Consider the following 21,221-nt stretch of genomic DNA (forward strand, 5'->3'; position numbering starts at 1 on the left):
AGGACATAGAATTGAAATATTGCTGATTCCATCCAAATTGTAGGTAAGGCTTGAATTCCTCCCTGTACGATATCGAATCTGCCTTACGCTTTAACTATGGTTCATTTGGCTGGCTTAGCAAGGTTCAATCTCTGTTTTTTTAACTCATTTTTAACTCAGATCTCGTTTTTAGTAGAGAATCTCTCCATCTTCCAGATATGGAAATCAACATTGCAGCTTTGACGCTATAGTTAATCACTTTGGCGCGTATAATTCTGTAACAAAATATGTTCACATTTTACCAATCGAGGCCCTTTTTTACATGACCAAAAGAGAGAGATTGAAACAGTCACTGCTTGCAAAAGTTCCAAAAGATACGATTAACCAATTTCTCTCTAAGGACAAAACACCACTCTCAATCCTTTTTCTTTCGCTCATTGTCGGTATTCTTGCTGGGATTGTTGGTACTTACTTTGAGGCCGCTGTGCACTTGGTTTCGGAAACACGCACCGAGTGGTTAAAAAGTGAGATTGGTAATATCTTACCCTTGTGGTTGGCCGCTTTTCTTATCAGTGCAGCGTTGGCGTTTATCGGTTATTTCCTTGTGCACCGGTTTGCGCCCGAAGCCGCCGGTTCTGGCATTCCTGAAATTGAAGGCGCGATGGATGGTATGCGCCCCGTTCGTTGGTGGCGAGTACTGCCAGTGAAGTTTTTTGGCGGTATGGGCGCCTTAGGTTCTGGTATGGTTTTGGGACGTGAAGGGCCCACGGTTCAAATGGGGGGAGCCATTGGCCGAATGGTGTCGGATATTTTCCGCATCAAAAATGACGATACCCGCCACTCACTCTTAGCCTCTGGCGCAGCTGGAGGCCTAGCTGCCGCATTTAATGCGCCGCTGGCGGGCATCATGTTTGTGATAGAGGAGATGCGCCCGCAGTTTCGCTATACCCTCATTTCAGTACGTGCCGTCATTGTCTCTGCGGTGGCGGCAAATATCGTCTTTCGCGTGATTAATGGCCAACATGCTGTGATCCAAATGCCGCAATATCAAGCACCAGAGCTGGCTTCACTGTGGCTGTTTCTGCTGCTTGGGGGACTGTTTGGTATTTTCGGTGTGCTATTCAACCGTTTAATCACACTATCACAAGATATTTTTGCCAGAATTCATCGCAATGATCGTAAGCGATATTTACTCACGGGTTCACTATTGGGAGGCTGTTTTGGCTTAACTTTATTGTATATTCCAGAATTGACTGGGGGTGGCATCTCACTGATCCCTAATATCACCAATGGTGACTATGGTGCCGCTATCTTGCTGCTTTTGTTCATTGGCCGTATTTTTACCACCTTGATCTGCTTTGGTTCTGGTGCTCCGGGCGGGATTTTTGCGCCAATGCTGGCATTAGGCACGCTGTTTGGCTACGCCTTTGGCCTGATTGCGCAAGAACTGTTACCACAATTAGCGATTGACCCAGGAATGTTCGCCATTGCAGGCATGGGTGCACTGTTTGCCGCAACGGTTCGCGCACCCATTACAGGTATTTTATTAGTTATTGAAATGACCAATAATTATTATTTAATTTTACCGCTGATTATTACTAGCCTTGGCGCGGTTATTTTCGCTCAATTACTTGGCGGCCAACCCATTTATAGTCAGTTGCTCCATCGCACCTTGAAAAACGCCAAGCTGCAACAACAAGATCTTCCACCAAAAGAGTAATCGTGAGACTCATGAATATTGACTCCGCTGCGAATTGTTATGTCTAAGTAACAAATTAGAAGGTGAGATGTTGCACCACAACTCGATAAACTTGATAATGCGCTCGTTTGCTGGCTGCTAGAAATACATTATTCATTTTCTAGAGCAAATGATGACATGGAGTTTATCGTTGAACTGGAAAAGGTTAATTCAAGTACAAAGCACACCGCCCTCTCAAGCGGCGCTAGCATTAGGTGTGATCAGCCTCGGGCATGCGTGGGCGCTTTATATTCCCTCGGTCGGTCTCATTATTCGCCCCTATTTGGCACTGCTCGGTGCATTATTACTGCTGCCTGTCTTGCTAAAATACCTCACCAGCTTCAAGACATTCATGGAGGACATTCGCCACCCTCTTTCAGGTAGCTTGATGGCTCCAATGAGCATGACTTTACTGATCCTAAGTGATTATCTCGCTTTAATTTCACCGATGATTGCTTATCCTATTTGGTTTACCGCGCTCTTGCTGCACTTCACCATGATGCTGCTTTTCTTCAGTTTTCAGGCCATGAACTTTAAAATCAGCCATATTGTACCAAGCTGGTTTCTTTATCCGGTTGGGTTAATCAGTAGCTCGCTCGCTGGCACGCAATTTGGCCACACTGTCTTTTCAGAAACACTCGTCTCTGTCTGTATCGCTATCTATTTTTTTATGCTGCCGTTAGTGTTATATCGTTTGGTGTTTGCTGGAATGTTACCTAAACGCGCACGCCCAACACTCGCGATTATGGCTGCACCTATTAACCTCACCCTCGCGACGTATTTGGTCAACTTCCCTCATCCTGATCCAATATTAACAGGCGCACTGACTGGCATTGCCATCACCATGACACTGCTTATTTACCTTTGCTATATCCGTCTGCTCAGGCTCAAGTTTCAACCGTCTATTGCTGCTGTGACCTTCCCTTCTGTCATCAGTGCTATCGCCATGCATCGTTTAACCACCTTCTTTGAAGGACAGTACCCGCAATGGCACTGGTTACATCAATTTGGGTTATTTGAATTGACTATTGCTACTTTCTTAGTCGTTTGGGTTTCTATTGGTTATATAAAAATGTATTGGCCTGAATTATTTGCTAATAAATAAAAACCTAATATTTATCTTTAATTAAAAATTAATTAGGGCTGGATAAGCCTAGGCAATGACGAACAATATAAAAGACACTATACCTTAATTTGCAATAGCAGCCAAAATAATAAAAACTCACTCGTGACAATTTTAAATTAATATTCAATATATCCTTTGTCAGCTGGCATTTAATTAAAAACATATAAAGGATATAACCATGAATTCACGTAAGTGGAAACACGAACTACCGGCTTCTATACAATCTAGAATTGACTATTTTATCAATGATTTGATTAATGCAAATGCTAACGGAAAACACCTAGTCCTAGGGAAAAGGCCAACAAAAAACGACATAGTGTTACAAAGTAATGATTATTTAAACTTGGCTGATCATCCATTAATTAAAGCACGGCTGAAAAATGCCATCGATAAAACACATGATAGTGTTTTTATGTCCGCTATTTTTCTACAAGATGAAGAGTCTAAACCTTCATTAGAAACGAAATTTGCAGAATTTGTAGGCTTTGATAGTTGCCTTCTTTCTCAATCAGGATGGAATGCTAATACTGCCTTGTTGCAAGCCGTGTGTGGGCCACAAAGTAACGTCTACATTGATTTTTTTGCTCACATGTCAATGTGGGAAGGTGCTCGTTATGCTAATGCCAATATTCACCCATTCATGCACAATAATTGTGATCATTTGCAAAAACTAATCGCTCGACACGGCCCAGGGCTCATTGTGGTTGATTCGATTTACAGCACTATAGGTACGATTGCACCACTCACCGATTTGGTCACTATCGCCAAAGAGTATGGATGCGCCATTTTAGTTGATGAGTCGCATTCACTTGGCACACATGGCGAAAAAGGTGCAGGACTTGTCAGTGAATTAGGGTTAACAGCAGAGGTTGACTTTATTACAGCTAGCCTTGCGAAAACGTTCGCGTATCGCGCTGGCGCTATTTGGGCGAATAATAATGTGAATCACTGTATCCCTTTTGTGGGTTATCCCGCTATTTTTAGTTCAACTATTTTGCCTTATGAAGTCGAAGCGTTAGAAGCGACATTGGACATTATCAAATCAGCCGATTCTAAAAGAACTCAGTTGCACCGCAATGCACACACACTGCGTCGTGGACTAAATAGTATAGGGCTAAGCGTACGAAGTGAGTCCCAAATCATAGCGCTAGAAACCGGAGATGAACGAAATACAGAAAAAGTTCGCGATTATTTAGAAGAGAATCAAATATTTGGTGCTGTTTTTTGCAGGCCTGCCACTTCAAAGAATAAAAACATTATTCGGCTTTCGTTAAATAGTAATGTCACTGACTCACAAATTGATACCATATTAACTGTGTGTGAAAGGGCCCAAAATGATAGCAGTCTCTATTTCAAGTAAGTCACGCATCGACATACTAAACCAATGGTGCAATCTCAAATAAGAAGGATAAGGTAAGGAATAACCCTAGGGTTTACCTAGGGTTATTAAATCCAGTGACTTAATTTTTTTAACAATAGCGTTTTATCCGCTGGTTTTAAAACGTAATCATTCATTCCTGATGTACGGATTTTTTCTATCGTTGAAGGGCTATTGTCACCCGTATGCCCAATAATAGGCACTTTACTGTAAGAAGCGGTGGATGAACGGATAGATAAAGTGGCCGAAATACCATCCATAATCGGCATTTCAATATCCATTAACACCAAGTCAATTGAATTATTGGCCAACATTTGTAATGCTAATTCCCCATCGCTCGCTTGCAGTACTTCATACCCTTGCTTTTCTAGCAGCAGAGCGGTGAAGCTACGTAAGGAGTGGTTATCATCGACCAACAAAATTCGTTTTTCATAATCATATTGTTTTAACGGGATAACATTTTTATCGGCAATAAGCTCTTCCGTTTCAAAGAGTAGTTCATCAATAATCGCCGATCCATCCAATAACAATTTGTGCTTTTCAATTGGGTAAATGGTTAAATGACGCTCCATCGTCAGCGCGTAACGCTGATTTTGGTCATATAAATAGCAAACTTTTGCTTGTGTAAAATGCAGTTTAGGTTCCAGTTTGGTTAAGTAATCCGGCGTTTCATCCAACGTTTGCAGATCCACAAAGATCAGATCAAACTCAAATTCAAACTCTTCTCGACGCAAAGCACTCTCAGGCTCTAAGACATTAAGCTGGAAACCAAGATAGAACGATTTCTCACTGAGATAACGATTCACTATGCTCGTTTTGCCAATATAAAGCAGAGATTTCGCCTTCATTAGATCGAGTTTAATATTAGCGACGGCTTGCGAATCATACTCGGGAAACGTTAAAGTAAACTCCGTCCACTCTCCAAGTTCAGAACGGCAGATAATATCCCCTCCAAAAGCATGCATTACTTTACGGCAAAAGGGTAACCCCAGACCATAGCTGCCATTTTTACCGAAGGTATAAAAGTCTTTAAAAATATCGTCCAGCAAATGAGGTTCAATACCAACACCATTGTCTTTCACTGTAATTTGGTGGCAATTCTCACTTGATTTCAAGGTGATATGGATATTAAACATATCGTTATTTTGATAGTAGAACGCATTCTTGAGTAGATTGTAGAGCACGTATTTTAACAGTGTACTGCTGCCTAAAAAATCAAAGTCATCCACCACCTTAAGAGTCACTGCCTGCCTGTCTTCTGGTCTTTTATAAGAAAAACTGCGCAGTGCCTCTTCTATAACAGGCTTTACAGCATGCTTTTTAAAGGTCGATGTTGAGACCCTATTTTGATCAATCGAGGTTAACAGCAAATCAATGGTCTCATTACCGGAGCGAATGACTTCATCAGCATCTCTTAATAGCCCAGCAATCAGCTCTAAATCTTTAGACGGTAGCGTATAAGATTCTGATTTGGATGCCGTAGGATTGGGCAATACTGAACCCATTACTTCAATTGACGCTTTTAACGCACTTAATGGATTTCTCATTTCATGCGCAATCCCTGCGCCAAAAGACTTGGCAATCGACACCTTCGCTTCATGTTCAATTTGGTTACGAAAATAGAACAGGTTGCCAAAAATGTAAGTAAATAGAAAAATCGGTACGTACGGCCATTCCACCATCACTCGCAGTTCCGCGTCCATTACGCCATAAGTCACAAAGTAAGCACATGCTAATGCAATAGCGGCTTGAATCAGCATGACTTTTGTTTCGTGGACTAAGAGGATATGGAGGAAAATAGACGCCATGAACGACATCGCCCAGATCGTTGACCAATCGTTCATCAGCATCATGTAGCCAAAAAAGAATGGCAAACAAAATCCTATTGAAAACAAGTAATAGTAAGGTAAGTAGTGCTGTAAATGTTTCGGCGTTGAATTGCGAAAAATAATCCCCGCAAATAAAATGGCGCAAATCGCCCGTAACTCCATACTTTCATAAGGTTGTGGAAAGAGATAAGTCCACACGTAATAATAAAGGGGAAAACCAATGAACCCCATCCATCCCACAAGGGTGAGGTTCGGCTCAGCGTACTGGTATATTTTTTTTACTACGTCCATGTAACCTTACCAAACTGATACATTCATTTTTATAATCATAATTATGCATAGCCTGACTGTGCATAACCTGTTTTTTTGAAAGCGTCGAAGTCAGTTACACTCATCACGCCATACCTATTAATAACTAGCACAAGATAGACCACATTCCCATTCATTATGCAACAAGTCTTATTGAGCTGCCGTTATTTCTCGCCACATCGACATCAATGCGTAAGGCTATTTGCTCTTTCAGCTCGCTCACGTGAGAAATGATGCCGATCGTTCGGCCTCCTTGTTGTAAGTCGACAAGGGTTTGAATCGCCAAGTCCAATGACTCAGGATCTAAACTGCCAAAACCTTCATCGATGAACAGTGTATCCAGTTTAATACCGCCGCTGTATGATTGCACCACATCCGATAAACCCAGCGCTAATGACAACGCCGCCATAAAAGATTCACCACCAGACAAGGTCGCCACATCTCGCCATTTTCCGGTGTAGCCATCTTCGACCATCAGATCAAGCCCTGAACCCACATTACCTTTGGCGCGATCTTCTTTACGCTTGAGCAGGTAACGCCCCTTACTCATGATCTGCAGCCTCATTGAGGCTTGGATCAGCACATCATCTAACAGCACGCCAAGAACAAAGCGGTGTAAACTCACTTTAGCGCCTGTTTTGCCGTTGGCGATATCGCTCAAAGTCCCAAATACTTGGTACTCTTGCTCTAAGGCTTCATTTTTTATATGTAAAATAGCGATTTTTTCTTTCACACTGGTTAAGGCATCCATTTTAGACCGTAACGTGCTCCATTGATCCAATGCGCTTTGCTGTAACATGGCTACAGCCTCGACCGCGCTTGCATACTCAGCAAGATTGGGCTCACTTTTTTCACTCAGCTCACTGGCTAATGTTTGAAGCTGGGCGTTTAACGTCGTACTTCTTTCGTCAAATTGTTTGATCTGCTTTTCAAGCTGCTCGATCTGCTGCGAAGATAAACGCGCCTGTAAATAGTGCTCAGTATCGTCGAACTGGCTCTCAATCAGCGCACTGTGCCACTGCTGCTGTGACTGCGTAAACGCATTTTGCCAATGTATCTGGTGTTCGACCGCCGCCGCCAACGCCGCTTTCGCACCAGAAAAATCGGCGTTCGCTTGATTGAAGCGCGCTTTGGTTTCCGCATCTAAACGGTTGAGATTAGCCAATTGCAGCTCTAACTGGGTTAAAGATTCGTTCAAATGCAAACTGTCTTGATACGACTCCGGGATCCCTTGGCTTAAGGCAGAAACTTCGGTCTGCTCTTTGGCAACCGTCAGGGTGGCCTGTTCGACTTTATGCTGCTGCGTTTCAGCATTTTGCTTAGCTTGTGCTAACTGCAGTTCTAATTTTGCCAATTGTTGAGCTAATTGCTCTGGATTGAGCGATTCAAGATGAGCAATGGAATGTTCAAGATCGCTTTGAGCTTGCTGCAGTTGTACTAAACTTTGCGTATTTCCAGATAATGACTCCCTCAAACTTGCCATCTCTTGTTCAAGCCGTGCGTATTGGGTCGCTCGTTGCTGTTGCTGTTTTAGCGTTTCTTGCTCTGTGGCCAGTTTGTTTTGCTGTATCGCTCTTGCCTGCTGCACTTGCGCCTTAGTCACCGTTTCTCCGGCATAACGCGCTAATTTAGGATGATCGCAACTGCCACACACCGGGCACTCGTCGCCTTGCTCCAAGGTTCGAGCCAGCTCGGCGGCTTGGTTGGTGTGCCAAATCAGCTCTAATTTATCGGCTTGCTGTTTCGCGTCCAATGTCGCGCGCTGCGCCAACTCAAACTGCTGCTGACTATAGCTCAGTGCAGCTTGCTCTGTGGCTAAACGCTGTTCAAGCTGCTGCCGCTTTAATAAGCGATCAATCTGCTGTTTGATGGTTTCAAGCTCTAAGCGCTGGCCTTTTAACTCAGCCAACTGCTGGCTAACTCTTTCGCACTCTTGACGCTTAAGCATAATTTGCTGCTCAAACTGCTCAACAGCGGTGCGCAAGTTGTGGCGATTTTGCGTCGCGAGCTCCACTTCACGTAAGGCTTGTTGCAGCGCTTTTTGATGATGTTCTCGCTCAACAAGCTTAGTTTTGATTAGGTTTAAGTCATAAATTTGTTGCATCAGATTCGGCACTATTTTGACTTTTTCTGCCGCGTCTTCTTGAGCCACTTTAGCTTGTTGCCACTGCTGTTGTGACTGTGTAAGCGCTTGTTCTTTTTCGACTTTTGCTTGGTTGGCCGCTTCTAACTGACGTTGTGACGATTGTAATTCGTAATAGGGTGAATCTAAGCGCGTAGCTTGCAAGGCTTGATGCCTTTGAGCTTTTACCGCATCGATGACTGACGATTGTGCATCGTGATCGGCTTTAAGTTGCACGAGTTGACGCTGCTCTTGAAATTGTTTAGCAAGGGTTTGCGCCGCCTTTTGCTCGCTGCTCGCTGCATCAAACCTTTGCTGGGCATCTAGGTACGCTGCGTGAGCGGCCGTCAATTGCGGTGACAGCTCAGCAATGCACGTTTCAAGGTGTGACTCGCTAGTTGCGTTCACGACGTCCAATGCGCCTTTAATTTGGTGATCAAATTCTTCTTTCGCTTTGCGGATCCCCGCCGCTTTCTCAAACAGCGCTCGTTCAATTTGGCTATAAATGTGGGTTTGAAACAACTGACCAAAGATTTGCTCCCGCTCTTTGGAGTTGGCAGTCAGTAATTCACGAAATTTCCCTTGGGGGATGACCATCACTTGGCGAAACTGTTTTACATCTAAACCGATCAATTCCACCATTGCTTTACCGACGGGATTGGGTTTGTTAGCAAGCAATTTCATTTCGCCATCGACCCATTCAAACAAGCTCGCGGCATGGGATTTTTTTGTTGAGCCTTCACCGCGTTTTTTCGGCACTTCTTGGTCGGGCGAGCGATCAACTTGGTAGATTCGCCCGCCAAGCTCGAACTGGTAGCTGATTTCGGTGAGCGTGTGCGGGGCCGCGTAGTCGCAGCGCATTTGATCACCAGTGCGCTCACTGCCTGTCGTTTCACCATACAAAGCGTAGCAAATGGCATCGAGCAGTGAACTTTTGCCCGCTCCGGTTGGACCATTAATCAAAAATAGCGGCGAGGCACCCAAAGCGGTAAAATCCACCACTTCTTTATGAGCAAAGGGGCCAAATGCTTGCAGGGTCAATTGTATTGGACGCATTAGACTTGGGCTCCCGGCTTTAGTGCTTGAATGACGTCGATCACCGCTTGCTCTTGCGCTGCGGTTAACGCTTCTTGCTTAGCTTCTAAGAAAAAATCGCGGAACATATCCACCTCACCGCGTGCCAAACGTGCACGCCCCATTGCTTGATCAACTCCCACCAACATGCCCGGTTTTTCTAAATGCAGTACGTTGGGGTAGGATTGACGCAGTTTTTCCATCGGGTCCAGTATCGCGTGTTTGTCGGTAAGACGAACCAACAGATAATCGTGGTTGTGTGGGTCTGTTTTGCCTTGCTCTATGATCTCCAGCAACTCACCTTCAATAATACGCATGCTATGAGGAGCAGTCAGTGGCACATGCGTGGCGCTGGCAAAACCTTGTTCATCAAATTCAACCAAGGTCGCTCCTTTCTTGTGGTGCTGCTCTGAAAAGCTGTATTTCATTAGAGAGCCAGAGTAACGGATATACTCTTCCCCCTTTTTCTGCGGTTGGTGCAGATGGCCGAGCGCAACATAATCAAAAGGTACAAAGTGTTGATGACTGACACGATCAGAGCCGCCAATGGACAAAGGACGTTCAGAGTCAGATTCGATAGCGCCATCAACAAAGCAGTGGCCAATCATAACGTGACGTTGTGACGGATTCCACTGCGATATAATCTTCTCAATAAGGTATTGATGGGCTTCATCATGACTGGTTACGGACTCTCCAAAGTGGTGGCGAACGACTTCAGGGTCGTTATAAGGCATACCATAAAATGCCACTTCACCAGCAGTGGCTGATTTTAGCACCACAGGCTGCATCATCTGTTCAAAATTGCTAATAATGTGCAAGCCCGAGTGTTGCATCTGCTTGGCCGCAAAGCCTAAACGCTTCGCCCCGTCGTGGTTACCGGGGATCATAATTAAGGGGATGGAAAGCTCGTTGCACACCCGGTTGACTATATCATCCATCAATTCAATGGCTGCAGTCGGTGGAACTGAACGATCGTAGATATCTCCGGCGACGATTAAAGCATCCACCCGATTACACTGCAGATACTCAATCAACTGATTGAGTACTGCGCGCTGATCATCCAATAAAGAAACGTTGTGAAATTGTCGACCGAGATGCCAGTCAGAGGTGTGAAGAAACTTCATTCCAACCCTAAAGATAGCGAAAATCAAAGTGCTTCATAATACGCGATTAACCAAGAAAAGCGACGTAAGATCGAGAAAAACACCACTTCATCGAAAAAATTGACGGCTGAAACGACTTATATTAGTTGCGGAATATGCTTAGACCTTCAACAAAAAATGGAAGGCCTAATACTGCTCCACTAAGACTGTACCGATAAGTTCGCCTTAACTCTCTGCTTGCGCGTAAAAATAATCAGCAGACGCTGTAACCCAATAAAACTAAACAATAAAATTCCAATGATAATTTTTGTCCACCACGAGCTAAGCGACCCATCGAAGGTGATGTAGGTTTGGATAAGTCCTTGTATCAGCACGCCAAACATCGAGCCAAATACAGTTCCAACCCCTCCTGAAAGTAGTGTCCCGCCAATAACAACCGCAGCGATTACATCCAACTCAACGCCAACAGCGGCTAGTGGATAACCTGCAGATGTGTAGATAGAAAATACGACACCAGCAATACTCGCAATGAGGGTCGATAACGTATAGATACCGATCGTCGTTTGCTTCACGGGTACACCCATCAACTCCGCAGAAGTAGTGTTACCTCCAATCGCATACACATTATTGCCAAAACGCGTACGGTGAGCGATCAGCATGCCTACGGCGACCACCACTAACATGATGACAGCAAGTAAACTTAATCGGCCTCCCCCTACCACCTTCCATGACATACGTGACAAAGAATGAAACACGGGGTGATCAATCGGTAATGATTGCTCAGACATTAAAAAACTGGCACCGCGTAAGAAAAACATTCCGGCAAGAGTAATGATGAATGCTGGAATTTTCAGGGTGTGGATCAGCCAGCCCATCATCGCTCCAAATAGAGCGCCTAACATTAAAACAGCAGGAATAGCAATGGCTGGTGCAACGTACCATTCACCAATCATCTTGGCTAACAACACCCCAGTGAATGCGATGACTGATCCCACCGACAAATCAATTCCGCCGGAGAGGATAACAAAAGTCATACCCACGGCAATAATTCCCAAAAAAGCATTGTCAGTCAGTATGTTACAAATGATACGAGTCGAGAGAAATGTCGGGTATTCAAATAAACAAACCAAATAACCCAGCACAAACACCATAATAGTGATAACTAAAGGTAAGTTCCGTTTAAACATGATGCGATCTCCCTTTGATAAACTGTACTAACGCAGGGGACTGGATCACTAGCACGACAAGCACCACAATTGCTTTCACAATTAGGTTCCACTGCGGTTGGTAGCCTGAGAGTAAAATACCCGTGTTGACACCTTGAATAATGAGGGTGCCCACAATGGCTAAAAACAGATTAAAACGCCCACCCATTAACGACGTGCCGCCAATAACGACGGCTAAGATGGCGTCCATCTCTAACCATAAGCCCGCATTATTGGCGTCTGCCCCACGGATGTCGGCCGTAACGATAATACCTGCAATGGCGGCCATAATACCGCTAATGACATAAGTACTGATCACAACGAGCGGCGTATTTACACCGGAATTTTTCGCCGCACGAATATTAATGCCCACCGCTTCAATAAACAGACCGAGTGCACTTTTTTTCGTTAATAACCAAATACCGAGTGCGGCGACGATGGTGATGATTACTGGTGTCGGGAGTAATAACCAAGAGCCACTGCCGATCCACGATAGCGCTTCATTATTGAAGGTGATGATCTGCCCTTCAGTGATGAGCTGTGCAATACCGCGGCCAGCCACCATTAAGATCAAAGTGGCGACTATGGGTTGGATTTTGAAAATAGCAACGAGAAATCCATTCCATAAGCCACAAAGTGCGCCAACGCAAACAGCAGAGAACAGCATCAACGGTACCCCAAAAGTGCCGTGAGCGGCCATGCTGGCCAAAGTCGCACCGCTGATCGCCATGACCGCTCCTACCGAAAGGTCAATGCCTCCGGTCGCGATCACCAACGTCATTCCAATACTAAGTAAAGCCACTGGTGCACAGCGATTGAGGATATCAATCACGCTCCCAAACAGCCGCCCATCTTGGATATTAATGGAAAAAAAGTTATCGGCCACAATCGCGTTGACCAGTAGCACAATCACTAACGCCACAATCTGCGGCGACCCTGTCGGCATTTTTATTTTCCATCGATTTGCCTGATCGACAGGTTTGATAACTGACATCGTCATACTGACCCTCACATCGCAATGGCATTCATAATGGCAGGAACGGAGAGATCAGCAGTCGGGATCTCAGCGACTTGTTTTCGGTCTTTCAGTACAATAACGCGATCGGCATAGCCGACTAACTCTTCTAATTCTGACGAAATGACTAACATTGCTAATCCATTTGCACATAGTGATTCAATTAATCGAATAATCTCTGCGTGAGCACCAACGTCGATACCACGTGTCGGCTCATCAAGGATCAAAAATTGCGGTTTGGTCAGTAGCCAACGAGCGAGCAAAACCTTCTGCTGGTTGCCCCCAGAAAGAAACTGAATCGGCTGCTCAGCCGTAGGCGTTTTTATGTCGAGCTGACGAATGAAACGCTGCGCAATCTCTTTTTGCTCTTGTTTAGAGAGCGGGCTAAACCAACCACGCTGAGCTTGCAGCGCCAAAATAATGTTTTCACGGACAGAGGCTGACGCGATAATGCCATCGGTTTTTCGATCCTCAGGACAAAAACCAAAGCCATTTAATGATGCTTGCCGAGCAGAGCGAACTTTTGCAGGTTTACCATCCACAGTGCAATAACCAGCATCAGTAGGAATAATGCCAAATATCACTTGTGCCATTTCCGTACGTCCTGAACCCAACAGACCCGCTAACCCGACAATTTCACCTCGGTGAACTTCTAAGAAAAACGGGTCAATCGTGCCTTTTTTGCCATAGTTATCAAAACTGACCAAAGGGCTATCACTTAAGCGCGTTTTACCCGCACGGTGTAGTGCATTGTCCTCTAGATCGCGACCAAGCATCATTTTGATTAGTTCTATCTGGCTCAATTCAGCCGTCATTTTCGTCCCGACCAGCTCACCATTACGTAGAACAGTGATGCGATCACTCACTTGATAAACTTGATCGAGAAAATGAGTAATAAAAACCAACCCCATCCCTTGGCTTTTTAGCCGACGCATAATGGTAAAAAGCATTTCAACTTCATGCGAATCCAAACTGGCGGTAGGTTCATCAAGAATCAAGATCTTGGCTGAGAACGACACAGCACGAGCAATCGCAACAATTTGCTGCATCGCAACAGAATATTGGTTCAGAGGCAAACTCACATCGATGTCAAAGCCGTAACTTTTCATCATTTGCTTTGCTTGCAACACCATATTGCTACGATCGAGAAGACCGTATTTCTTCAGTTCACGGCCAATAAAAAGGTTATCAACAATGGACATGTTGGGCAGCAAATTGACTTCTTGGTACACAGTACCGATACCTAAATTTTGTGCATGTGCGGTACTTTGAGGCGAAATCATCTCTCCATCTAAGCAGATCTGCCCCTCATCGCGCTGGTAGACCCCAGTTAACGTTTTGACCAACGTTGACTTCCCTGCACCATTCTCACCGAGCAACGCCATGATCTCGCCACGCCTCAGTGTAAAGTCGACATTAAATAATGCTCTAACCCCAGGAAATTCTTTCGTTATCCCTTTAGCATCCAATAATACATGTTCATCTTGACTGTATGACATAATTGCACCGCAAGTCATCTCACCATATTTCTTACATCAACACTCCCCAACACATGTTTTATATAATAGAAAAATATGATGAGACTTTATTTAAGGTAAATTCAAATTAAACAACAATGATTAATAACCCATATCTTTTTTGAGTGCTAATTCGGTTTTAGCACTATCTGGCAGGAACAACTTAGACTCAGTAACAATATGTTTAGGAGGCAGAGTGCCATTATTTAGATAGTCATGTAATGCATCAAAAGCAGGGCCGGCCATATTAGGTGTTAATTCAACTGACGCATTCGACTCACCAGACATCATCGCTTTAAATATATCTGGCACACCATCAATTGAGACAATTTTAATATCTACCCCTGGTTTTAACCCAGCTTCTTTGATAGCTTGAATAGCACCGATCGCCATATCATCATTATGAGCGTAGACAGCACAAATATTCTTACCGTTGCTTTCAGCCTTGATGAAGCTTTCCATCACTTCTTTGCCTTTACTGCGAGTAAACTCGCCCGATTGAGTGCGTATAATTTTTAGGTTGTCTGCCTTATTCACTACATTGAGAAAGCCCTGCTTACGATCTAAGGCCACACTCGCTCCAACCGTTCCTTGCAGTTCAACGATATGACATGGCTTTCCAGCTTGTACCTCTTTCAACCAATTACCAGCGACTTCACCTTCATGAACACTGTCCGCGGCTACCGATGTCATGTAGAGAGAATCGTCGTTCACTGTGATGCCTCTATCCAATAAAAACACCGGAATCTTGGCCTCTCTTGCTTCTTCCAGCACTGGTCCCCAGCCGGTTTGCACAACGGGTGCGATAAAAATCGCGTCAACACCTTGAGCGATAAACGATCGAACCGCCTTGATCTGGTTCTCTTGTTTTTGCTGTGCATCGGAAATCTTCAGTATGATGCCACGTTTCTCTGCCTCTGATTTTGCCACGCTTGTTTCGGCGGCCCGCCAACCTGATTCAGAACCAATTTGAGAGAATCCAACGGTGAGAGAGTTCGCATAACTTGCACCACACATCAAAATTGTGCTGATGACAGTGGCCATTTTTAATGGTTTCAACATAATTTGTCCCTTATTACTGTTGTAGAGTTTCACGTAATTTATTTTAAACATTTAACTCCCCACTTGATTTTATATTTACACGGCTCAATCGCATCAATTTAAGATATATTTTACAAAGTAAATTAATGAATCGATAAGCAATTATGTGATGTGGGTGAAAAGACATTAATTTAACTAAATAGAATATAAATCGACCAAAATCACAAAATAATTTTACTAGCTTATTTGTCCATGGAGTTAGCAATATGCTTCATGTTATTGGAATGTTAACGAAGATTGTTTGCGATAAATGCAGGCTTTATTACGTAATTCGATAGAACCGAAGCAATAAAGCCTTAAGCAGTTATCGCTGTTGCAGTGCGATAAGCATCAAATAAGTTATGTTTGGCTAATGCGTCTCACGAACTTTCAGTTTACGAGGCACCAATTCGATCCCAGCTTGATAACGTTTTGCCGAAGCGTTGAGTGCCAACGCGAGTGCGCTGTCGGCAATCAGTTCAAATTGCTGCGGCAACGAGTTGATTTTAATCGGCAAGAAATCAAGTAAACGATTATCACCAAATGTCGATAACTTCACACGATTCATCAAGCCTGGGTTTTCAAACAATACATCTAAAATCCCTTCAAGCAGAGTGTAAGAAGTCGCGACGATCGCATCTGGCATACTGTTATTGGCGATCCAATCATTCACCACTCGTTTGCCCTCTTCTCGATTAAAGTGCGCGCCATAACCGATGATACTGTGCACAGTTTTCGCTCTTAACGCGGCTTCAAAACCCAACTGACGCTCTTGCGAAATATTGAGCTCTGGTAATGCACCGACCAAACCAACGGTTTTAATCTCCGACGTTAATAGAGAGTGAGTCAATTCAAACGCGGCGTTGAAATCTTCACTGATCACACAGGCAAAAAATTCATCATCTAACGGGCGGTCAATCGCAATAACCGGAGTGCCTGAATGTTGCAACTTGAGATAAAACTCACTGGCGTTAGGAATCGCGCTGGCGACAAATAGCGCATCGATGCGGCGTGAGACCAAGGCATCCACCACCGACATCTCGGTATGTGGGTCATCGTCCGAACAGGCGATGAGAATTTGGTAACCCGCTTGGCGAGAGTTCTGTTCTAACAATTTAGCAAGACGCGCGTAACTGGTGTTCTCAAGATCAGGGATGATGAGCCCAAAAGAACGGCTATTTCCTGCTCGCAAAGCAGAAGCGGCGTGATCGGGACGGTAATTATGAGCATCCACCACGGCCATCACTTTCTGCTGGGTTTTTTCACTAATGCGGTACTTCTGCGCTTTGCCATTGATTACATAACTGGCGGTGGTTTTAGAGACTCCCGCTAACTTCGCTATCTCATCTAGTGTCATATCAACCACTCTTGTTCTGTGCGTCGGATCATAGAACTCATTTTTTGATCCTTGATGAAGTTGAATTATACGCTGAATCGATTCAGTATAAAAGCTGAAAGGATTCAGCAAAATTACAAAATGATAACTAAGGCTACATTTGACCATCACTTCATCGATGTAAAGATCACCAAATGTGAGTGTTATAAAAAATGAGCAGTGCGGCAGTGCGAGTAATAAGTTGAACAGCGCTATTTTTCGTCAAAAATAGGTTTGCTGAATTTTTTTTGGAAAAAAGCTGAAACGATTCAGCTTGAATAAGTCATATTAATAAACTATCACTTAGGTGAAATCTATACTTCAAAGTGATAACGAATTAAGCCGTAAGGCAAAGAGGCCAAAATGCTGCAACTCAATTCCAACAATATTACTTTGGGCCAATCACCCACGAACAAGCAAGAGGCGATTCGAGCTATCGCAGCGGATCTAACCAACAAAGGGTTCGTCGAAGCAGGTTATGTCGATGGCATGCTTAACCGTGAAGCTCAGAATTCGACCTTTCTTGGTAATGGTATCGCGATCCCACACGGTACAACCGATACACGTAAACTGGTTAAGCAAACGGGTGTTGCTGTTCACCACTTCCCCAACGGCGTTGACTGGGGTAACGACGCAACCGTTTATGTCGCGATTGGTATTGCAGCGAAATCCGATGAACATTTGGGCATTCTGAAGCAACTGACGCAAGTGTTGTCCGCCGATGGCGTTGAAGAGAAACTGAAACAAGCGTCCAGTGCCAATGATGTCATTGCACTCCTCAATGGTGAAGTGCAATTTGAGCCTGATTTTGATGCTTCGTTGATCCAACTGCTTTTCCCTGCCAGTGATATGGTACAGATGAGCGCCGTCGCTGGCGGTTTGCTACGCAATACCGGCTGTGCCGACAATGAATTTGTTGCCGAACTGGTCACGAAAGAGCCAACCCACCTAGGCAAGGGATTGTGGTTAATCAGCAGTGACAAAGCGGTCAAACGCACGGGCATTTCGTTTGTGTCAACCGCCAATGCGTGTGAATACAATCAACTCAACGTCAAAGCCTTGATCGCGATTGCCGCTTGTAATAATGCTCACCAAAACATTCTGGATAAGCTAACGCAGCTTGTGCTTCAGCAACAACAAGAAACCTTGCTCAATGCGAATGCTGCCCAATTATTGGCTTTCTTCAGCAATGACAATGAGCAAGCTCCGGCAAAAAATGAGAGCGCAACAAGCAAGGTTGCGGTATTCAAAATCAAAAACGCACATGGTCTGCACGCTCGTCCAGGAGCGATGTTGGTGGCCGAAGCGAAGAAATTTGAAGCCAATATCAAAGTGTCTAACTTAGATGGCGACGGAAAAACAGCCAACGCGAAAAGCCTGATGAAAGTCATTGCGCTGGGCGTAAAACATGGCCACCAGCTTCAGTTTTCAGCTGAGGGGCCAGACGCCGAGCAAGCATTAGAATCGATCGGTAAAGCGATTGCTTCTGGTCTAGGTGAAGGGTGAGGATTAAGTCATGACAAATAAAGTCGTCACTATCACGCTCAACCCAGCGCTTGATTTAACAGGTAGCTTGGATGTGCTGAATGTTGGCTCAGTGAGCCTAGTCAAACAAGGTTCACTTCACGCCGCAGGTAAAGGAGTTAATGTTGCGAAAGTACTGAGCGATCTCGGTGCAAAGGTGACTGTGACCGGATTTCTTGGCCGTGATAACCAAGAGTTGTTCTGTCAGCTATTTGATCAAATGGCCGCAATTGATGAGTTTGTTCGTGTTGATGGTGCAACCCGTATTAACGTGAAATTGGTCGAGAAATCGGGCGAAGTGAGCGACATCAATTTCCCCGGAGTTGAAGTGACGCCGCTTGCCATTGAGCAGTTCGAACGCACCCTCGATAGATTAGCCGCTGATCACGACTATTTTGTGCTCGCAGGCAGCTTGCCACAGGGCATCTCCCCTGCATTATGTGCTTCGTGGATCGAAAAACTGCACTCCATGGGTAAAAAAGTGCTGTTTGATAGCAGTCGTGATGCCCTCAAAGCGGGTCTTGACGCAAAGCCTTGGTTGATTAAACCAAACGATGAAGAGCTTTCTCAATTTATGGGGCGTGAACTACACACTCCTGAGCAATGCCAAGCTGCCGCCGCGCAACTGGCCGAAAAAGGCATTGAAAATATCGTGGTGTCGATGGGAGCAAATGGCGTGATGTGGTTGAACCAACATCAATGGCTTCATGCAAAACCACCACGTATGCAGGTCGTTAGCACTGTTGGCGCAGGCGATACTTTAGTCGCGGGCCTTTGCTGGGGACACATGCAGCAGATGGAAAAAACAGAACTGCTTACTTTTGCCACCGCCCTCTCTGCGTTAGCTGTTACGCAAGTCGGCGTGGGTATGTCAAACCGAAAACAACTCGAAACCCTACAACAACAAATCCAATTACAACCCGTTAGCTTAAGCGCTAACTCATAAGGACAGAAGGTCGTAACTATGAAGATTGCTATTATTACCGCATGCCCCAGTGGTGTTGCAAACAGCATCATTGCTGCCGGGCTGCTTGAACAAGCGGCAAAATCGCTCAATTGGACCGCTGTGGTTGAATGTCATTCCAGCATCATTCAAGGCCATACGCTCTCTAGCAGTGAAATCGACAACGCAGATGTGGTGGTTATTGCTCGTAATACACCAATAGATACCACCCGCTTTATCGGCAAAAAAGTGTACCAAAGTGACATTTCAGCCTGCACGTCTGATCCCGTTACTTTTTTAAACAGCGCGATAAGTGCAGCGACTATCCTAACTGAGCAAGAGGCAAAAACGGTGTCTGCGCCAGTCGTAACGCAAGCTGCTAAAAAAATCGTGGCTATCACCGCTTGTCCAACGGGTGTTGCACACACCTTTATGGCGGCAGAAGCGCTAGAAAACCATGCAAAACGCCTTGGCCACCAGATCAAAGTAGAAACACGTGGTTCTGTGGGCGCGAAAAACCAACTCACGGCACAAGAGATTGCTGATGCGGATTTGGTGATCATTGCGGCCGATATCGAAGTGCCACTCGATCGTTTCAACGGCAAAAAACTGTACAAAACCAGTACTGGCCTTGCACTGAAAAAAACCGAGCAAGAGATCACCAACGCGTTTAACCAAGCGTCTATTTATACGCAATCGTCAGCGTCTAATAATAATCAAACCGAAGAGAAAAAAGGGGTGTACAAGCACCTGATGACTGGGGTATCTCACATGCTTCCTGTCGTAGTCGCGGGTGGTTTGATCATCGCACTCTCTTTTGTGTTTGGTATTGAAGCGTTTAAAGAGCAAGGCACATTGGCGGCAGCGCTGATGACCATTGGTGGCGGTTCAGCCTTTGCATTAATGATCCCTGTCATGGCGGGTTTTATTGCGTTCTCGATTGCTGACCGTCCGGGGCTTGCTCCTGGTTTGATTGGCGGGATGCTGGCAAGCTCTACCGGAGCCGGTTTTCTTGGCGGTATTGTGGCCGGTTTCATTGCAGGTTACGCTGCTAAATTCATTGCAGATAAAGTCTCCTTACCTCAATCGATGGAAGCGCTAAAACCAATCCTCATCATTCCATTTGTGGCGAGTCTCTTTACTGGCTTGGTGATGATTTATATCGTCGGTGGCCCTGTATCGAGCATCATGGCTGCAATGACTGAGTTCTTAAACAACATGGGCTCAGCCAACGCCGTACTTCTGGGTGTAATCCTAGGCGCGATGATGTGCTTTGACTTAGGTGGGCCGATTAATAAAGCAGCGTATACCTTTGGTGTTGGTCTACTTGCTTCGCAAACTTACGCACCAATGGCCGCTATTATGGCTGCGGGTATGGTGCCAGCGTTAGGTATGGGCCTTGCGACTTTCCTTGCCAGAGACAAATTCGAAGCCGGTGAACGTGAAGCGGGTAAAGCCTCATTTGTACTAGGTTTATGCTTTATCTCTGAAGGGGCAATTCCATTTGCAGCGAAAGATCCAATGCGCGTTATTCCAGCTTGTATGGCAGGCGGCGCGTTAACGGGTGCACTGTCTATGTTGTTTGGCGCGAAATTAATGGCTCCGCACGGCGGCTTATTTGTCCTACTGATACCAAATGCGATTACACCTGTACTGATGTACCTAATCGCGATTGCGGCTGGTACGGCGGTGACTGGCTTTGGTTACGCCTTCCTTAAAAACCGCGCAAAAGCGAGCGAGAGCTCAACCGCGGCAGCAATATAATTTGCATCATTAATATCTAACCATCATGAGTGAGCAGCAGCGCTGCTCACTTTTTCACGCTTTTCCAGGGCTAAAATTCCTTTACACGCACCGCTGACACGCCGCATACTCACCCTCAGTTTAAGTAGCCTCGCGATAGT

Annotated in this window: 14 protein-coding genes; 6 read left to right on the forward strand and 8 right to left on the reverse strand. The window is 45.0% G+C overall.

Going from position 1 to position 21,221, the window contains the following annotated elements; translation table 11 throughout:
- Positions 1 to 301: 301 nt before the first annotated feature.
- The 3 genes from clcA (at position 302) to cqsA (ending at position 4,203) form a co-directional block, all read left to right on the forward strand.
- Positions 302 to 1,699, forward strand: coding sequence for a H(+)/Cl(-) exchange transporter ClcA (gene clcA, locus DD616_RS02420; RefSeq protein WP_013868492.1), 1,398 nt, complete (start codon positions 302 to 304; stop codon positions 1,697 to 1,699).
- Positions 1,700 to 1,868: 169 nt separating this feature from the next.
- On the forward strand, positions 1,869 to 2,822 hold the full coding sequence (locus DD616_RS02425) for a TDT family transporter (protein ID WP_473778382.1): 954 nt from the start codon (positions 1,869 to 1,871) through the stop codon (positions 2,820 to 2,822).
- 199 nt (positions 2,823 to 3,021) lie between these two features.
- Entirely contained in the window at positions 3,022 to 4,203 is a 1,182-nt protein-coding gene (gene cqsA / locus DD616_RS02430; RefSeq protein WP_105977146.1) for an alpha-hydroxyketone-type quorum-sensing autoinducer synthase, read from the forward strand.
- A gap of 86 nt (positions 4,204 to 4,289) precedes the next feature.
- On the opposite strand, the gene DD616_RS02435 is transcribed toward cqsA, so the two are convergent.
- From DD616_RS02435 to cra, 8 genes are all read right to left on the reverse strand, one after another.
- Positions 4,290 to 6,341, reverse strand: a complete 2,052-nt coding sequence (locus DD616_RS02435) for an ATP-binding response regulator (protein WP_013868489.1) — start codon at positions 6,339 to 6,341, stop codon at positions 4,290 to 4,292.
- A gap of 154 nt (positions 6,342 to 6,495) precedes the next feature.
- Positions 6,496 to 9,537 carry an SbcC/MukB-like Walker B domain-containing protein gene (locus DD616_RS02440; protein ID WP_208871387.1) on the reverse strand — a complete coding sequence of 1,014 codons (3,042 nt, stop codon included), beginning with the start codon at positions 9,535 to 9,537 and terminating at the stop codon, positions 6,496 to 6,498.
- On the reverse strand, positions 9,537 to 10,679 hold the full coding sequence (locus DD616_RS02445) for an exonuclease SbcCD subunit D (RefSeq protein ID WP_029388470.1): 1,143 nt from the start codon (positions 10,677 to 10,679) through the stop codon (positions 9,537 to 9,539). The genes DD616_RS02440 and DD616_RS02445 overlap by 1 nt, the downstream gene beginning before the upstream one ends.
- A 179-nt stretch (positions 10,680 to 10,858) precedes the next feature.
- Positions 10,859 to 11,845, reverse strand: coding sequence for a galactofuranose ABC transporter, permease protein YjfF (gene yjfF / locus DD616_RS02450; RefSeq protein WP_208871388.1), 987 nt, complete (start codon positions 11,843 to 11,845; stop codon positions 10,859 to 10,861).
- The gene (ytfT, locus tag DD616_RS02455; protein ID WP_199868234.1) at positions 11,838 to 12,863 is read right to left on the reverse strand and encodes a galactofuranose ABC transporter, ATP-binding protein YtfT; all 1,026 of its coding nucleotides are present in this window, start codon (positions 12,861 to 12,863) and stop codon (positions 11,838 to 11,840) included. The genes yjfF and ytfT overlap by 8 nt, the downstream gene beginning before the upstream one ends.
- Before the next feature lie 8 nt (positions 12,864 to 12,871).
- The gene (locus DD616_RS02460; protein WP_208871389.1) at positions 12,872 to 14,377 is read right to left on the reverse strand and encodes a sugar ABC transporter ATP-binding protein; all 1,506 of its coding nucleotides are present in this window, start codon (positions 14,375 to 14,377) and stop codon (positions 12,872 to 12,874) included.
- A gap of 120 nt (positions 14,378 to 14,497) precedes the next feature.
- Positions 14,498 to 15,457: a galactofuranose ABC transporter, galactofuranose-binding protein YtfQ gene (ytfQ, locus tag DD616_RS02465; protein WP_094151555.1), complete on the reverse strand. Its 960-nt coding sequence runs from the start codon at positions 15,455 to 15,457 to the stop codon at positions 14,498 to 14,500.
- Positions 15,458 to 15,845: 388 nt separating this feature from the next.
- A complete protein-coding gene (gene cra, locus DD616_RS02470) occupies positions 15,846 to 16,979 on the reverse strand; it encodes a catabolite repressor/activator (protein ID WP_208871390.1) in 1,134 nt (377 codons plus the stop codon).
- Between the two features lie 234 nt (positions 16,980 to 17,213).
- Between cra and fruB the strand changes: the two genes are divergently transcribed.
- Genes fruB through fruA form a run of 3 tightly spaced genes read left to right on the forward strand, consistent with a single transcriptional unit; the run spans position 17,214 to position 21,081 of the window.
- Positions 17,214 to 18,356 carry a fused PTS fructose transporter subunit IIA/HPr protein gene (gene fruB, locus DD616_RS02475; protein WP_208871391.1) on the forward strand — a complete coding sequence of 381 codons (1,143 nt, stop codon included), beginning with the start codon at positions 17,214 to 17,216 and terminating at the stop codon, positions 18,354 to 18,356.
- A 10-nt stretch (positions 18,357 to 18,366) separates the two neighbouring features.
- Entirely contained in the window at positions 18,367 to 19,320 is a 954-nt protein-coding gene (pfkB, locus tag DD616_RS02480; protein ID WP_208871392.1) for a 1-phosphofructokinase, read from the forward strand.
- A gap of 18 nt (positions 19,321 to 19,338) precedes the next feature.
- On the forward strand, positions 19,339 to 21,081 hold the full coding sequence (fruA, locus tag DD616_RS02485) for a PTS fructose transporter subunit IIBC (protein WP_017050018.1): 1,743 nt from the start codon (positions 19,339 to 19,341) through the stop codon (positions 21,079 to 21,081).
- Positions 21,082 to 21,221: the final 140 nt, after the last annotated feature.

The sequence above is a fragment of the Vibrio anguillarum genome (genome assembly GCF_003390515.1).
In the GTDB taxonomy this organism is placed as follows: Bacteria; Pseudomonadota; Gammaproteobacteria; order Enterobacterales; family Vibrionaceae; genus Vibrio; species Vibrio anguillarum.

Coding starts and splice junctions, on each gene's coding strand:
- cra (WP_208871390.1), bottom strand. CDS start 16,979: ATGGTCAAATGTAGCCTTAGTTATCATTTTGTAATTTTGCTGAATCCT.
- fruA (WP_017050018.1), top strand. CDS start 19,339: ATGAAGATTGCTATTATTACCGCATGCCCCAGTGGTGTTGCAAACAGC.
- DD616_RS02445 (WP_029388470.1), bottom strand. CDS start 10,679: ATGAAGTTTCTTCACACCTCTGACTGGCATCTCGGTCGACAATTTCAC.
- fruB (WP_208871391.1), top strand. CDS start 17,214: ATGCTGCAACTCAATTCCAACAATATTACTTTGGGCCAATCACCCACG.
- cqsA (WP_105977146.1), top strand. CDS start 3,022: ATGAATTCACGTAAGTGGAAACACGAACTACCGGCTTCTATACAATCT.
- ytfQ (WP_094151555.1), bottom strand. CDS start 15,457: ATGTTGAAACCATTAAAAATGGCCACTGTCATCAGCACAATTTTGATG.
- ytfT (WP_199868234.1), bottom strand. CDS start 12,863: ATGACGATGTCAGTTATCAAACCTGTCGATCAGGCAAATCGATGGAAA.
- clcA (WP_013868492.1), top strand. CDS start 302: ATGACCAAAAGAGAGAGATTGAAACAGTCACTGCTTGCAAAAGTTCCA.
- DD616_RS02440 (WP_208871387.1), bottom strand. CDS start 9,537: ATGCGTCCAATACAATTGACCCTGCAAGCATTTGGCCCCTTTGCTCAT.
- yjfF (WP_208871388.1), bottom strand. CDS start 11,845: ATGTTTAAACGGAACTTACCTTTAGTTATCACTATTATGGTGTTTGTG.
- DD616_RS02435 (WP_013868489.1), bottom strand. CDS start 6,341: ATGGACGTAGTAAAAAAAATATACCAGTACGCTGAGCCGAACCTCACC.
- pfkB (WP_208871392.1), top strand. CDS start 18,367: ATGACAAATAAAGTCGTCACTATCACGCTCAACCCAGCGCTTGATTTA.
- DD616_RS02460 (WP_208871389.1), bottom strand. CDS start 14,377: ATGTCATACAGTCAAGATGAACATGTATTATTGGATGCTAAAGGGATA.